This window comes from Streptomyces gelaticus (genome assembly GCF_014649535.1).
In the GTDB taxonomy this organism is placed as follows: domain Bacteria; phylum Actinomycetota; class Actinomycetes; order Streptomycetales; family Streptomycetaceae; genus Streptomyces; species Streptomyces gelaticus.
Genome location: NZ_BMTF01000003.1, coordinates 278,797 through 293,060 on the forward strand (window position 1 = coordinate 278,797; position 14,264 = coordinate 293,060).

Annotated in this window: 13 protein-coding genes and 1 pseudogene; 7 read left to right on the forward strand and 7 right to left on the reverse strand. The window is 71.0% G+C overall.

What is annotated here, in order from left to right; translation table 11 throughout:
* Nucleotides 1-68: 68 nt before the first annotated feature.
* On the reverse strand, nucleotides 69-944 hold the full coding sequence (locus tag IE107_RS06105; protein ID WP_189542127.1) for an aminoglycoside phosphotransferase family protein: 876 nt from the start codon (nucleotides 942-944) through the stop codon (nucleotides 69-71).
* Between the two features lie 238 nt (nucleotides 945-1,182).
* Between IE107_RS06105 and IE107_RS06110 the strand changes: the two genes are divergently transcribed.
* The 3 genes from IE107_RS06110 to IE107_RS06120 all read left to right on the forward strand — a co-directional run bounded on the left by IE107_RS06110 (nucleotide 1,183) and on the right by IE107_RS06120 (nucleotide 3,324).
* Nucleotides 1,183-1,623 (forward strand): DUF7144 family membrane protein, encoded by a 441-nt coding sequence (locus IE107_RS06110; RefSeq protein ID WP_189541810.1) that lies wholly within the window; start codon nucleotides 1,183-1,185, stop codon nucleotides 1,621-1,623.
* 33 nt (nucleotides 1,624-1,656) lie between these two features.
* On the forward strand, nucleotides 1,657-3,024 hold the full coding sequence (locus IE107_RS06115; protein WP_229866719.1) for a DUF1254 domain-containing protein: 1,368 nt from the start codon (nucleotides 1,657-1,659) through the stop codon (nucleotides 3,022-3,024).
* 75 nt (nucleotides 3,025-3,099) lie between these two features.
* Nucleotides 3,100-3,324, forward strand: coding sequence for a DUF2277 domain-containing protein (locus IE107_RS06120; protein WP_072483455.1), 225 nt, complete (start codon nucleotides 3,100-3,102; stop codon nucleotides 3,322-3,324).
* Here IE107_RS06120 and IE107_RS06125 read toward each other — a convergent pair.
* The 3 genes from IE107_RS06125 to IE107_RS06135 form a co-directional block, all read right to left on the reverse strand.
* Nucleotides 3,311-3,982: a DedA family protein gene (locus tag IE107_RS06125; protein ID WP_189541812.1), complete on the reverse strand. Its 672-nt coding sequence runs from the start codon at nucleotides 3,980-3,982 to the stop codon at nucleotides 3,311-3,313. The genes IE107_RS06120 and IE107_RS06125 overlap by 14 nt on opposite strands.
* 250 nt (nucleotides 3,983-4,232) lie before the next feature.
* A complete protein-coding gene (locus tag IE107_RS06130) occupies nucleotides 4,233-4,688 on the reverse strand; it encodes a DoxX family protein (protein WP_189541814.1) in 456 nt (151 codons plus the stop codon).
* Nucleotides 4,689-5,445: 757 nt separating this feature from the next.
* Nucleotides 5,446-6,090, reverse strand: coding sequence for an HNH endonuclease family protein (locus tag IE107_RS06135; protein WP_189541815.1), 645 nt, complete (start codon nucleotides 6,088-6,090; stop codon nucleotides 5,446-5,448).
* 267 nt (nucleotides 6,091-6,357) lie between these two features.
* On the opposite strand from IE107_RS06135, the gene IE107_RS06140 reads away from it, so the two are divergent.
* A complete protein-coding gene (locus tag IE107_RS06140; protein ID WP_189541817.1) occupies nucleotides 6,358-7,092 on the forward strand; it encodes an ABC transporter permease in 735 nt (244 codons plus the stop codon).
* A gap of 49 nt (nucleotides 7,093-7,141) precedes the next feature.
* On the opposite strand, the gene IE107_RS06145 is transcribed toward IE107_RS06140, so the two are convergent.
* The gene (locus IE107_RS06145) at nucleotides 7,142-7,816 is read right to left on the reverse strand and encodes an HAD-IA family hydrolase (RefSeq protein ID WP_189541819.1); all 675 of its coding nucleotides are present in this window, start codon (nucleotides 7,814-7,816) and stop codon (nucleotides 7,142-7,144) included.
* 227 nt (nucleotides 7,817-8,043) lie between these two features.
* Between IE107_RS06145 and IE107_RS06150 the strand changes: the two genes are divergently transcribed.
* Nucleotides 8,044-10,107 (forward strand): MFS transporter, encoded by a 2,064-nt coding sequence (locus tag IE107_RS06150; RefSeq protein ID WP_189541821.1) that lies wholly within the window; start codon nucleotides 8,044-8,046, stop codon nucleotides 10,105-10,107.
* A gap of 18 nt (nucleotides 10,108-10,125) precedes the next feature.
* On the opposite strand, the gene IE107_RS06155 is transcribed toward IE107_RS06150, so the two are convergent.
* Nucleotides 10,126-10,632, reverse strand: a complete 507-nt coding sequence (locus IE107_RS06155) for a GNAT family N-acetyltransferase (RefSeq protein ID WP_189541824.1) — start codon at nucleotides 10,630-10,632, stop codon at nucleotides 10,126-10,128.
* Between the two features lie 43 nt (nucleotides 10,633-10,675).
* A pseudogene (locus IE107_RS06160) lies at nucleotides 10,676-11,747 on the reverse strand (DUF2330 domain-containing protein).
* Here IE107_RS06160 and IE107_RS34750 point away from each other — a divergent pair.
* Nucleotides 11,629-11,877, forward strand: a complete 249-nt coding sequence (locus tag IE107_RS34750; protein WP_229866741.1) for a hypothetical protein — start codon at nucleotides 11,629-11,631, stop codon at nucleotides 11,875-11,877. The pseudogene IE107_RS06160 and the gene IE107_RS34750 overlap by 119 nt on opposite strands.
* A 289-nt stretch (nucleotides 11,878-12,166) precedes the next feature.
* Nucleotides 12,167-14,170, forward strand: coding sequence for a bifunctional glycosyltransferase 87/phosphatase PAP2 family protein (locus tag IE107_RS06165; protein WP_189542129.1), 2,004 nt, complete (start codon nucleotides 12,167-12,169; stop codon nucleotides 14,168-14,170).
* Nucleotides 14,171-14,264: the final 94 nt, after the last annotated feature.

Sequence of the window (14,264 nt, forward strand, 5' to 3'; positions counted from 1 at the left end):
GGTCGAGCGAGGTGTGTTCCGCCCCAGCGGAGCGCGGGGCACGAGGCGATCGGGAAAACCGGGTGTGCTCACCGGGTCAACGCGAGCAGTTCATCGATCACCGGATTCTCGCCACCGTCACCGAGGTGGGCGATGGCCGCAAACGGCGCGATCACCTGGCTCCAGGCATGGAGCCGATCGCCGTCGAGCCCGCACGCCGCCGCCACGCGCGCGCAGCGGGTCTCGACGCCCTCCAGCCCGGCGCCGGCCACGACGTAGTCCACAGCGTCGAAGCACGGATCACCGACACAGGCCTTCGGATCGATGGCCATGAGACCGCGCTCCGCGCCACCGTCGAGCACGTTGCCCAGGTGCAGGTCACCGTGGAGCAACACGGTTGTCGCTTCGGTGTCCAGCAGCCTCTCGCACCGCTGGACGGCCCTGTCCCACGCGGTGACGTCCATCCGTGCACCGATCGCAGGCTCGGACAGCCGCCTGCCGACCCGGGCGAAGGCCTCCTCGCACCGCTCACGCAGTTCACGCGTCGGCAGCCGAGGCGGAGCGACCCCGTGCAAGGCAGCGAGCAGATCCGACCACTGTCCCGGCAGCGGAGCGGCAGGCATGTCCTCCGCCGGCGTTCCGGGCCTGATCTCCTCCAACACCATTGCGCCCGCCTCCTCGTCGACGGCCAGCACAGAGGGCACCCGGCCCGAGGCAGCGAACCACCCCAGCATTCCGACCTGCTCGATCAGAAGGGCCCGCTCCGGACTGACCTTCAGCACCGCAGGCGTGCCGTCGGGCCAACGGCACCGCAACGCGACCGACGAAGCACCGTCCGGGAGGGGCTCACCGATCGAGAGTCCCCACTGGGACGTCAGTCGCGCGACGAGATCCGGCGTGTCGGCGCACCATCCGGCGACCTGGGGGCCGAATCGACGTACCAACCGCGTAGTGACGCTCTCCACATCCACCAGCAGCCGTTTCACACGGGTCAGTGTGCCGCTCGCGCGAACTTTGTCCACCGCTTTTCCGCTCCTCGCAGATACCCAGCCTTCGTTGCGGAACGTCGTCACGAACGGCTTCGTGGTCCCGTGCACCGCCATCCGGGACGTCACCTGTACGGGCGTGTCCGAGTGGTCGCACGGGAGGGCGCCACGCAGGGTCGGTTCTGTCCCGCAGTCCCGATCCGGCCAAGGAGTTCCGATGGCACATTCAGCGCCCATGCCCGGTCCGGCCCCCGCCGGTGCCACCGGCCAGGGGGACGTCAACCCCTGGGCCGCCGGCGGGATCATGTTCGCCGGTGTCCTGCTGCTCGTCGACGGTGTCCTCGGAGTGATCAAGGGCATCAGCGGCATCGCCTCCGACGACGTGTACGCACACGTCAGGAACTACACCTTCAAGTTCGACGTGGCCTCCTGGGGGTGGATCCACCTCGTCCTCGGCATCGTGCTCGGAGTCGTCGGCTGGGGCATCCTCAAGGGCGCCGACTGGGCCCGTGCCACGGGTGTGGTGATCGCCGCCATCAGCCTGATCATCAACTTCGTCTGGCTGCCGTACCAGCCGGTCTGGGCGCTCATCTCCGTCGCCATCGACGGGTTCGTGATCTGGGCCCTGTGCACGGGCGGCTCGAAGGCGGTCATCTGAGCGGGGGACGGTCCCGAAGGGTTGGAGGCAGACGTGGATCTCGTCGCTCTCGCCACCGAGGCGTATGTCTACGGGTATCCGCTGGTCCGTGATCTGTCGGTGGTCGAGGGCTTCATGCACACGGGCTTCGGTCCGCTGCCGCCCACGCCTTTCAACCACTTCGCGCACGCGGACCGGCCGGCCGATCCGGACGTGCCCTTCACGCCCGTCGGCGACGACACCGTCCGCTCCGTCGCCCCTCTCGACCTCTCCGGCGGGCCGGTACTGCTGCGCCTTCCAGCCGTGGCCGAGGCGGCCGGCACCGAAGGCGCGGACGGCGGGGGCAATGCGTACTGGGTGTTCCAGTTCGTTGATGCCTGGACCAACAATTTCGCGTACATCGGGCGCCGCGCGGCCGTCGCCCGGGACGGGGACTGGCTCGTCGTTCCCCCGGGCTGGGCGGGCAGCGTGCCCGGCGGCGTGCGCGGGGTCATCGACGCACCCACCTCCGTCGTCTCCGCCATCGGGCGCACCACCTGCGCCGACGGTGACGATCCCGAGCGGGGCCGCGTGCTCCGGGAACAGCTGGAGCAGCCGGCCGTCACATACGTCGAACCGGGCATGCACCGTACGGGACTGCCCGCGCCCGACCCGGACGTACCGGAGGCGCTGCGGTTCTTCGAGCAGCTCAGGGTGTGGATGGCGGACTTCCCGCCGTCCGCGCCCGACCAGGCGTACCAGGACCGTTTCCAGCCACTGGGGCTGCTGGAGGAGGGGCCTTCGCCGTACACCCGCGCCGACCCCGCTCTTCGCCGGGCGCTGACCGAGGGCCTGACGCTGGGGAGAGCATGGGTGGAGGAGGCGGGCCGGGCCGATGCGGCGCGCGAGGGATGGGTGATGGAGCCGCATCTCTTCGACTACAACCTCGACCACTACGGCGTCGGAACCATCGACTCCCCGGAGTGGCGGATCGCCGACCGGGAGGCGTCCTACCGGACCAGGGCGGTGGCGGCCCGGGGCCGGCTGTGGGGCGTGCACGGTTACGAGGCGGTGTACGCCCATGCGCTCGGTGACGCCCGGGGCGAGCGGCTGAACGGGGCCCACTCCTACCAGCTCCGCTTCGGGGGCCGGCCGCCGGTCGACGCGGGCTGGTCCCTGGCCGTGTACGACATGGCCGGTCAGCGGATCGGCAGGACCCTGACGGGGCGCGGCTCGGTGTACGGACAGGACGGTTCACTGACGGTCCGCATCGGGCGGGAGCGGCCGGACGGCCCGGACGCGGACCCGGCGGCGAAGGCTCCGGTGGTGAACCGGCTGTCCGCGCCCGACGGGGACTTCCGGCTGGTGCTCAGGCTCTGCGCGCCGGGGGCCGGGATCCTCGACGGCACGTACGCGATCCCCGCCGTCGAGCGGACCCGGTGAGGAGTGGGAAAGCGGCCGCACCGGGCTCGGGGCGGAGGCGGGGTGGTTGTCGGTGGTGCGGTTCACACTGGAGACATGTGCCGCAGCATCAAGACCCTTCGTCCGCCCGCCATCCCCGAAGAAGCCACCGAGGAGGAGATCCGGGCCGCCGCCCTGCAGTTCGTGCGCAAGGTGTCCGGCTTCCGCGCTCCGGCCGCGCACAACCAGGAGGTGTTCGACCGGGCCGTCGACGAGATCACCGAGGCGACCGTCAGACTCCTGGACGGGCTGGAGATCCGGGGCGCGGTCAGGACGCCGTAGTGGGCGCCGCGCCCGCCGATGCCGCGGCGGCGGCCTCCGCCGCAGGGCGGCGCATGAAGTACGCGGCCAGAGCACCGGCCACGAACAGGGCGAGGACCGAGACGGCCGTGGCCACCCATGTCGCGCCGAGCCACTGGCCGCCGAAGTAGCCGAGGCCCACGCTGTAGCCGGCCCATGCCACGCCCGCCAGCGCCGACCAGGGCAGGAATTCCTTGACCTTGCGGTGCGCGGCGCCCGCGCCCAGGGAGACCACCGAGCGCCCGGCCGGGGCGAAGCGGGCGATGATGACGAGGATGCCGCCGCCACGGGCAAGGGCGGCGCCGAGGCGTTCCTGTGCGGAGGTGAGGCGGCGGGACCGGGCTATGGCCCGGTCCAGACGTTCCCCGCCGCGCCAGGCCAGCCGGTACGCGACGAGGTCGCCGAGGACCGAGGCGGCGGCCGCGCAGAGGATCAGGGCGAGCAGCGAGGGGACCTCGGTCACCTGCCCGGCGGCGCCCGCGCTCGCGACGGTCGTCGAACCGGCGGCGGCAGCCGTGGCGGCGGTGATCACCAGGACCCCGCTGGGCAGCAGGGGCAGAAAGACGTCCAGGAGCACCGAAACGGCGACCACGGCGTAGATCCATGGGCTGCCGGTCAGCGCGCCCACACTCTCAAGCACCTACTACTCCCCGATTCGGAACAACGCCGCGACGTCGCAGGGGAGCGGCAGGAGCGGCAGGGTCAGCTGTACAGCGTACGCCTGGCGTTCATCCGGTGATCCACAAATACGAATGATGTTGGGAACCTCACGTACACCCAGAAATGGGAAGCCTTGGTTCCGGGCGCACGCCTGGATGTACGTGAGGAACGGCACGCGCGCCGGCCCCCGGGGGAGCGGTCCGTGGGCGGCGGGAGCGGCCGCGGGCGGATCAGACCGTTACGGGCGGTGCCTGCTCGGATGCGCGGTCCTTGTCGCGCTCCGCGCCACCCCGGCTGAACAGCCGGTCCAGGGCCAGCGCGCCGGGACCGGTGAACACCAGCAGGAGGAACGCCCAGCAGAAGACGGCCGACGGCTCACCGCCGTTCTGCAGGGGGAACAGTGCCTCGGGCTGGTGGACCTTGAAGTACGCGTACGCCATGGAGCCGGAGCAGATCAGGGCGGCGACACGGGTACCGAGTCCGAGCAGCACGAGGATGCCGCCGACGAACTGGATGACCGCCGCGTACCAGCCGGGCCAGGTGCCGGCGGGTATGGAGCCGCCGTTCATCGCGCCGCCGAGGACGCCGAAGAGCGAGGCGGCGCCGTGACAGGCGAAGAACAGGCCGATGACGATCCGGAAGAGGCTGAGTGCGTAGGGCTGAGCCTGGTTCAGGCGGGTCTGCATGGGGGCTCCTTCGGTCTGGTGGGGACGTGAACCGATCGGGTGCCTCAGATTAGGGAAACCTCACCAATGCTTGCAAGTTCAACATTTTGTCGGCGGGCTGAAAATCGCTCTACGGTTGGCGGTCGGTTTTCGGTGCGACCGCGCCTTGAGCTGCGAACCTCCCTTCGTCGCCTTGGCCTGAACCAATGGCGGCGCAACTTTCCGGCCATGCGGGGGTGAGGTGTGAGCCGGTTGTTGAACCACTCGTCGGCGTCCCGTCCGGCTCCGGCCGAAGCGGATGTCGGTTCCGGGCGGGGCGGGAAACGAGCTGTGTGCGGGTGAGCAGGCGGGCTGTGCGGTGTGGGCCGCGGGCGTCGCCCGGACCGGGGCGGGGCGCGGCGTCACGAGCCACCGCTCCGCGCGGTGGACCAATGGCGGCCGGAGTCGCGGCGGCGAGGCGGCGATCGGGAGGTGGCCGCACGAACCACGACCGGTCTGGGCCTCCTCGCGGGCCCGGCGGGCCTCCTGGCGTCGGACGTCGAGAGCCGCCGCTCGTCGGGTTCGCGGGCCGTGGGCGGGTCGGCCATGAGTGGCTGTACTCGGCCGAAACGCGTCGATGATTCCGGGGCGCGCGCAGAGGTGGCGAGGTCTCGCTCTTGCGGCGGCCCGTGCGCATGAGTACGGAGCCGTGCGGCATGCACGGCTCCGTACGGCGCGGAACGGCGCTGGAGGGGGTGTGTTCAGGGGCCCCGGCGGGGGCCCGGGTCCGGTGCGGGGATCAGCAGTTGTTCAGGACGGACTGCAGGGCGCTCTTCTCGGCCGGGTCGACGGTCAGGTCGTAGTAGTGCTTCACGTGCACCCAGGCCCGTACGTACGTGCACTGGTACGCGGTGCGCGAGGGCATCCACTGGGCCGGGTCCTTGTCGCCCTTGGCCTGGTTGACGTTGTCCGTGACCGCGATGAGCTGCGGGCGCGTCAGGTCGTTGGCGTACGCCTGGCGTTCGGCGGTCGTCCAGCTGCTGGCGCCCGAGCGCCAGGCCTCGGCGAGCGGGACCATGTGGTCGATGTCCAGATCGGACGCGGCGGTCCAGGTGGCGCCGTCGTACTCCGAGTACCAAGTGCCGCTGACGGCGGCGCAGCTGGAGTCCTGCGTCACGTTCGTGCCGTCGCGCTCGAGGACGACCTCACGGGTGTTGCAGGTGCCCGACTGCGTGATCCAGTGCGGGAACTTGTCGCGGCTGTAGCCGGTCGACGAGCCCTCCGCGGCGACGGTCAGCTCGCTGAGGTAGGTGCGGGCGGTCGAAGCGGAGACCGGCGTGGGCATGGCCGCCTGGGCGGTGGGGGCGGTGAGCAGACCGGTGGTTGCGGCGAAAGCGGCGGATGCGGCGACGACGGCGAGGCGACGCGCGTAGACACCAGACATGCGAACTCCCTTGATGTGGGGGGATCTTGGACGGGTGGCCCGTGGGGCCCGGCCATCGTGGCGGTGCCAGGTTTCCGTGGGGTGGGCACCAGGTAACAGGGTGACGACATGGGCACGTCACATCAAGAGTTCTGACGAACAGGTCTGCAGCATGGGGGCGTACGTCCGCATCTGCGCGGGCGCACAGTCTGACGCGGCGACAGTTCGGCACCATTGACGGACGATTCGCGCGATCGGCCGGAGACGGGCCGGTCGTAAGGTTGCGGCGTGCTGCTACCGGTCAACGTCACGCTCGGGGTCGTTCTCGCCGTGCTGCTCGCGGCGGCGGCCGGGGTCGCCGCTCTGGCCTCGCTCGGCCGGTCGCGCGAGATTCTTCTGGCCGGGCTGCGGGCGGCGGTCCAACTCGCCGCGGTTTCCCTGCTCATCGGCTGGGTGGTCCACTCGATTCCGCCGCTGCTCGCGTTCGTGGCGCTGATGTTCGCCGTGGCGGTACGGACCGCGGGCCGCCGGGTCACCCGCAATCGCACCTGGTGGTGGGCGGCCCTGCCGATCGCGGCGGGGGTCGTGCCGGTGGTCGCCCTGCTGCTGATCACCGGACTCGTCCCGGTCCGGGGCATCGCGCTGATTCCGGTGACCGGCATCCTCGTCGGCGGTGCGCTGACCGCGACCGTGCTCGGCGGACGGCGGGCGCTGGACGAGCTGACGACCCGGCGCGGAGAGGTGGAGGCGGGGATGGCGCTCGGGCTGCTCGACCGGGACGCGAGGATGGAGATCGCCCGGCCCGCCGCGTCGGATGCGTTGCTGCCGGGCCTCGATCAGACCCGGACGGTGGGGCTCGTGGCTCTGCCGGGCGCCTTTGTGGGCATGCTGCTGGGCGGCGCCTCACCGTTGCAGGCGGGGGCCGTTCAGCTGTTCGTACTGGTAGCCCTGATGGCCGTGCAGTCGGCGGCCGTCGCGACGGTGCTCGAACTGGTGGCGCGGGGGCGGCTGCACCGGAACTGAGGCCGCGGAGCCGGAGCGGTACAGGCCGGGCGCAACCGGGCCGAGGCCCTCAGGAGTGCTGCTGTCGCGCGTCGATGTGCAGTCGGATCGAGCCGTCGGATGCCGCTTCCACCCGGACCTGCGTCAGGTCCTCGACGTGCGCGTCGGGAGCGAGCGCCCCGGCGCGCGGGCCGACGCCCACCACCCGCATGCCTGCCGCCCGGGCCGCTGCGATGCCCGCCTCCGAGTCCTCGAAGACGACGCAGTCCGACGCGGCGAAGCCCAGCTCGGCCGCGCCCTTGAGGAAGCCCTCCGGGTCCGGCTTGCTCGCGCCGACGTTCTCGGCGGTGACACGGACCTCCGGCATCCGCAGGCCCGACGCGGTCATCCGGGCCCGGGCCAGCGCCTCGTCGGCCGAGGTGACCAGGGCGTGCGGGAGTGCGGCGATCGCGTCCATGAAGGCGTGTGCGCCGCCGATCGGCACGACTCCGTCGGTGTCGGCGGTCTCCTCGGCGAGCATGGCCCGGTTGTCCGCGTGGTTCTGCTCCATCGGGCGGTCCGGGAGGAGCACCGCCATGGTGGCGTACCCCTGCCGTCCGTGGACGACCTCGAGCGCGGCCTCCGGGTCCAGCCCCTCGCGCAGCGCCCAGCGCCGCCAGCAGCGCTCCACGACGGCGTCGGAGTTCACCAGGGTGCCGTCCATGTCCAGGAGGAGGGCGCGGGCGGTGAGGACGGTGGCCGGCATGGGCGGGCTCCAGGGCGCGGGGAAGCGAGGGCAAGGAACAAGCAGCCTCGCCCGCCGGTCAGGGGGTGGCGGGCGGAGGCTACTTTGTTCCATCACGATACAAAAACATGTCCGAGAAAGCCAATCCCTTCCATTCCGGGCGGCGCTTCCGGTCCGTTCCTGCTCGGCAGGCCATAACCGTACGGAAAGGCCAGGATGGGGATGTAGCGGACCCGAGGAGACGTTCCATGGCCCAGCATCTGAGCCCCCCGGACCCGGCCCAGGCCCCAGGTGAGGGGCGCTCCACGCGGTCGGTACTCGTGGCCATCGGTGCGCTGCTTCTCGGGATGCTCCTGGCCGCACTCGATCAGACCATCGTCTCCACCGCGCTGCCGACGATCGTCAGCGACCTCGGTGGACTGGAACATCTCTCCTGGGTGGTCACGGCCTATCTGCTGGCGTCGACCGCCGCGACCCCGCTCTGGGGCAAGCTCGGCGACCAGTACGGCCGCAAGAAACTCTTCCAGGCCGCCATCGTCATCTTCCTCATCGGCTCGGCGCTCTGCGGCGTCGCCCAGAACATGCCGCAGCTCATCGGCTTCAGGGCTCTCCAGGGCCTCGGCGGCGGCGGCCTCATGGTGCTCTCGATGGCGATCGTCGGCGATCTCGTCGCGCCGCGCGAACGAGGCAAGTACCAGGGCCTGTTCGGGGCGGTCTTCGGTGCGACGAGTGTCCTCGGACCGCTCCTCGGCGGACTGTTCACCGAGCACCTCAGCTGGCGGTGGGTCTTCTACATCAACCTGCCGATCGGTGTCGTCGCGCTCCTGGTGATCGCCGCCGCGCTGCACATCCCGGTCCGCGGTGCGAAGCACACCATCGACTACCTCGGCACCTTCCTCATCGCCTCCGTCGCCACCTGCATGGTCCTCATCGCCTCGCTCGGCGGCGTCACCTGGGCCTGGGGTTCGGCCCAGATCATCGGTCTCGCCGTCCTGAGCGTGCTGCTGCTGATCGCCTTCGTGCACGTCGAGCGCCGGGCCGCCGAACCCGTCATCCCGCTGAAGCTCTTCCGGATCAGGACCTTCAGCCTCGTCGCCGTCATCAGCTTCGTCGTCGGCTTCGCGATGTTCGGCGCGATGACCTATCTGCCGACCTTCCTCCAAGTGGTGCACGGCATCTCGCCGACGATGTCCGGTGTGCACATGCTCCCGATGGTGCTGGGCCTGCTCCTCACCTCGACCGCCTCCGGCCAGATCGTCAGCCGCACCGGCCGCTGGAAGGTCTTCCCGATCGCCGGCACCGGCCTCACCGCCATCGGGCTCCTGCTTCTGCACCGGCTCACGGAGACCAGCAGCACCTGGCAGATGAGCAGTTACTTCTTCGTCTTCGGCGCGGGGCTCGGCCTGGTGATGCAGGTCCTGGTGCTGGTCGTGCAGAACGCCGTCACGTACGAGGATCTCGGCGTCGCCACCTCCGGGGCCACCTTCTTCCGTTCCATCGGCGCCTCGTTCGGTGTGGCCGTCTTCGGCACGATCTTCACCAACCGGCTCACCGGCAAACTGGCCGCCGCGCTCGCCGGTCACACGCTGCCACCCGGGGCCGGGGTGAACGGTCTGGCCTCCGACCCGCGCGCCATCGGGCAACTGCCGCCCGCACTGCGGCCCGCGGTGCTCCACGCGTACTCGACATCGATCACGGACGTGTTCCTGTACGCGGCTCCCGTCGTGCTGATCGCCTTCGTCTTCGCCTGGTTCCTCAAGGAGGACAAGCTGCGCGGCTCGGTGACCGCCCCCGAGCCCACCGAGACCCTGGCGTCGAACCCGGTCGAGCGGTCCTCGTACGACGAATGCGCCCGCGCCCTCTCGGTGCTCGCCACGCGTGCGGGGCGCCGCGAGATCTATGTGCAGATCACCAAGAGGGCGGGTTACGACCTGCTGCCCGCGGCGAGCTGGATGCTGCTGCGGATCAGACGGCACGGCACGGTCGAGCCGGCCATGCTCGCCGACATCGCCCCGGTGCCGCTGCGGGTGATCAGCGATGCGGCCCGTCAGCTGGAGGAACGCGGACTGGTGCGACGCGAGGGGGTGCAACTGGTGCTCACCGCGGCCGGCTCGGAAGCGGTGGTGAAGCTCGCGGAGGCCCGCGAGGAGTCCATGGCCGAGCTGTTGGGCGACTGGTGGGGGCCGGACCGCCCGACCGATCTGGTCAGACTCGTGGAGGAACTGACCGCCGAGACGAGCGGGTCGAGCAAGGAACGGCCGCACAGCCCCGAACCGAAACGGGACCATGCGGCGCCTGACCATGCGGCCTGAGCCGTACGACGAGCTCCGCTACGCCCTCGCGGACGTCGAGGCCGCCACGGGCAGTTCCTTCGCGAACCAGTGTTCCGCGTACTGCCGCCGGTGGAAGGCCGGGACCTCCCGGTAGCCGTGCTTGGCGTACAGCCCCCGCGCCTCGACCAGGTCGTTACGGGTGTCGAGGCGGAGTGTGCGGATGCCGAAGGCGCGCGCCGCGTTCTCGACGGCCGCCAGGAGCAGCCCGCCGCCGCCCGTGCCGCGGTGCTCGGGGCGTACGAACACCCGGGTCAGCTCCGCGGTGTCCGCGTCCACCACCAGCAGCCCGGCGCAGGCCGCCGCCGTCCCGTCGAACCGGCCGACGACGAACTGACCGGTGGGCGGGACGAGCAGCTCGGCCCCGTCGTCGGTGAGCCCCTCGTCGATCTCCTCGGCGGTGGCGGGCCGCCCCCAGTAGCGGCCGGCGACCTCGTCGTAGTAGTCGCGGCGCAGCGACGACGCGTCGGGGGAGTCGAACGGTTCGGGGGCCAACGTCCAGGTCATGCCGGTCATTCTGACCTGAGCACGATCAAGCGGGCCAACGGTTTCACCGCATGCCCGGCGCACCCGCCGCACCCGCCGCACCCGCCGCAGGCGGCACCCGCCGTTGTCGCCGGCTCCACAGCACCAGCAGCACCGCGACGACCGTCAGCACGGCCGTGAGCAGCGACAGCACCCAGACGGGGACGCCGCCCACGGTCAGCAGTTCGTTCCTGTACACCTGCCTCCGGTACGGGGTGTCGGCGTCGGCCGCGCGGAGCTCGTGGTCGCCGTCGATCCGCTCCGGGTGCGGGAACGACTGCTCGATCGCGGTGAGGTACACCGGCTTCCCGCCCGTCAGCCTTTCGAGGTGGACCGTGTCGTCCGCCACCGACCGGGGATCGATCCGGCCCGCGTACGTCACCTCCGGCGCCTCGCCGCCGATCGGACCGCTCGGCTCCATCCGGTGCGCGGCAAGGACGTACAGGCCGAGCTGCTGCGGCGTCGAGGCGAGCTTCGACAGCCGCATCGGGTAGACCAGCCGCTCGCTGGCGAAGCGCAGCCGCAGTTGGTTCGAGAGTGCCGACGAGCGGATTGCCCCTGTCCCGGGGAGCGAGGCGGATCGCGACGTACTCCCACTTCTGGTCGACATAGGGTTTCAGCGCCGTCGCCAGCCGGTCGGGCAGTTCGAAACCGTTGTCCGACAGCCATTTCTGCAGCGCCTGCGGGTCGGTCGCGGCCAGCCGTGCCACATCGAAGGGGCCGAGCCGCTCCCGGCCGACCACCTCGACCGCCGGGGCCCCGGCCGAGGGAGCCGCGGCACCGTCCCCGACGTTGCCGGAGACGGAGAACGGCCAGTCGTGGGAGCGGGGCCAGAAGTAGTGCCTGGTCACCAGCTCGGGCTCGGTGAGCACGGAGAGCTCGGAGAAGAGACCGGGATCACCGAGCTCCACGCTCGCACGGTGCGGCACCGGCATGATCCAGGCCGCCTCGGGCGCGTTTCCGCGGACCGTGAGCCGCATGACGATCTGCTCGGTCCGGCCGTCCCAGCCGACCACCGAGGTCTCCCGGTCGACCGCGACCTGGGACTCCCTGCTCGGGACCATCGCCCCGCAGCCACAGGCGTACGCCGGACTGATCAGCGAACCCAGCTGCAGTGACACCAGCATCAGCAGCAGTGAGAGCGCACGTGACGTCCACGCGCGCCCCTCACCCCGCACACTCTGCTTCCCCCTTGTGCGCCGCATGTACTGCCTGCCTCCCCCGTGATCGACGAACACGGGAAAGGGACGTACGAACCGGGGTTCCGGTTCCGGCCATGATTCCGATTTTGGCGGCCCGGCACGGTCGTACACCCGGACATCATTTCGGACAAAAGCGGGATGTCGGTCAGGGGGTTGATTGGTCTGTCTCGTCACGCAATGCGAAGGTTTCTCAGCACGCCCGGATCGAGGAACGGGTACCGGAACGGCGGGAGGGTCGGCGCAGCGTGGCGAATGCGGAACACAGTGTGCGCACGGACGTGGCGACGGGGGCGAGGACCGGGACCGCCCGAGCCCTGCTCTGGCTGGTTGTGGCCGCTCTGGCCGTCCGGCAGATGGCGGCGGTGCCGAGAGAGCCGCCGGGCGAACGGCTCACCGATCTGGAGACCTGGATCGGCGAGAACGGGGTCCTGCATGTGACGGGCTCGCTGTACGACAGCGACCGGTTCGCCGGTACCCCCTTCGCCGGCCTGGTGCTGAAACCGCTGACCCGTACCGCCGAACAGAGCCTGGGCATCGCCTGGACCTTCGGCTCACTGCTGCTCGTCGCCGCGCTGGGCGTCGTCGCCGCCCGCGCGCTGCCGGGACCGGTCTCCCGCCGTACCGCGCTGCCGGCCGCGCCCGTCGCGATCAGCCTGTTGATGCTCTCGCTGCCGGTCCGCAACGCGTTGCACCTGGGGCAGACCAGCATCCTGCCGGTCCTGCTGGTGCTGCTGGGCTGTTTCGCGGTCCGCGGGGAACGCGCCCCGGGCATCCTGATCGGCCTGGCGGCCGCGCTCCAGCCGACCGTGCTGCTCTTCGCCGTACTGCTGTGGCTGACCGGGCGCCGGCCGGCCGCGGTGACCGGTGGCGCCGTGTTCGCCGCCTGCACCGCGCTCGCCTGGGCCGTGATGCCGGGCGACTCGTGGACGTACTGGGTGCACCACGTCGCGGGAACCGGGCTCGGCGGCAACGCGGACAGCCTCGCCAACCAGTCCCTGCACGGCGCCCTGCTCCGCTTCGGGCTCACGGGCCCGCTGGAGATCGCGCTCTTCGGGGTGCTGGCGGCCGCCGTCTGCTTCTTCGGACTGCGTCGCGCCGCACGGTACGCGGGGGACGGGCAGCTGCTTCTCGCCGTCGCCGTGACCGGCTGCGTCGCCGTCGCCGTCTCGCCGACCGCCTGGCGGTACCAGCTGCTGTGGGTGCTGCTCGCCGTGGTCGGCCGGGTCGGCAAGCGGGCCTGTGACCGGCTGGTCTGGCCCGCGGTCGTGGTCCTGGTGCTCACCCTTCCGGGGGACATGCTGCTGCCGAACATCGAGGCGGTCTTCCCCGTACGCGACAACGTGCTGCTGATCGCCGCGCTCGCCGCGGCCTGCGCCGTGCCGTTCCTGCCGCGCACCTCGGAGTACTGGGAGCACCCGATCCCCACGGGCCACGCCGCCCCCGCCCCGGGCCGCTGGAGCCGCATTCCGCTGCTGCCGTTCTGGCGGCGGGCGCTGAGCCGGCCCAATCTGTTGCTGGAACTGCTCCTGATCAGGGTCGTGTACTCCGCGTACGCCCATGTCCGGCTCGCGGCCACGGCCGGCCGTGCCACCGCCGAGCACCACGGCCGCCGGATCCGCTCCATCGAGCAGTGGCTGCACATCGACATCGAACATCGGGTCAATCACGCGGTCGTGGACATCGGCCGGCTGCGGGGTTTCTTCGACCACTACTACACGACGTTCCACTTCATCGTGCCGATGGCGATCCTCGGAGTGCTCTACGTACGGCGCCCCGCGGACTACCGCTGGGCCCGCAGCACCCTCGGCTTCGCCACCCTGCTCGCGCTGGTCGGCTTCTGGCTCTACCCCCTGGCCCCGCCGCGCCTGATGCCGGGGCTCGGCTTCATCGACACGGTCCACGGCGTCCAGGACTTCGCGAAGCCGGACTACGGAAGCCTGACCGCGGTGACCAATCAGTACGCGGCGATGCCCTCACTGCACTTCGGCTGGTCGCTCTGGTGCGGGGTGGTCGCCGTCATGCTGGCCCCGAAGGCGTGGATGAAGGCGCTGGGGCTGCTGCACCCGCTCTTCACGGTCTTCGCGATCATCGCCACGGCCAATCACTGGGTGCTGGACGCGGTGGGGGGAGCGGTCGTGGTCGCGCTCGGCTTCGGGCTCACCCATGTGCTGGCCGGACCACGGAGGCTGCGGCCGGTGACCGTACCGGCGGCGGCCGAGCCGCGGGGCGCTCCGGAACCGCGGGGCGACCTGGAGCTGTCGGCACCGGTGCCGGAACCGAGATCGACGGACGAGGCGCTGGGCAGCAAGCAGCTCTGAGAACACGAAGGGGCCGAAGGGGTGCCGGGACGAACACCTCGTTCCGGCACCCCTTCGGCGTGGATCGCCGCCTGACCAGCATCCGCCCTCCGGC

What these genes read in the sequence shown, in the direction of transcription:
- IE107_RS06150 (WP_189541821.1), top strand. Translation starts at nt 8,044, where the DNA reads ATGGCCCAGCATCTGAGCCCCCCGGACCCGGCCCAGGCCCCAGGTGAG.
- IE107_RS34750 (WP_229866741.1), top strand. Translation starts at nt 11,629, where the DNA reads ATGACGATCTGCTCGGTCCGGCCGTCCCAGCCGACCACCGAGGTCTCC.
- IE107_RS06110 (WP_189541810.1), top strand. Translation starts at nt 1,183, where the DNA reads ATGGCACATTCAGCGCCCATGCCCGGTCCGGCCCCCGCCGGTGCCACC.
- IE107_RS06145 (WP_189541819.1), bottom strand. Translation starts at nt 7,816, where the DNA reads ATGCCGGCCACCGTCCTCACCGCCCGCGCCCTCCTCCTGGACATGGAC.
- IE107_RS06155 (WP_189541824.1), bottom strand. Translation starts at nt 10,632, where the DNA reads ATGACCTGGACGTTGGCCCCCGAACCGTTCGACTCCCCCGACGCGTCG.
- IE107_RS06120 (WP_072483455.1), top strand. Translation starts at nt 3,100, where the DNA reads ATGTGCCGCAGCATCAAGACCCTTCGTCCGCCCGCCATCCCCGAAGAA.
- IE107_RS06130 (WP_189541814.1), bottom strand. Translation starts at nt 4,688, where the DNA reads ATGCAGACCCGCCTGAACCAGGCTCAGCCCTACGCACTCAGCCTCTTC.
- IE107_RS06135 (WP_189541815.1), bottom strand. Translation starts at nt 6,090, where the DNA reads ATGTCTGGTGTCTACGCGCGTCGCCTCGCCGTCGTCGCCGCATCCGCC.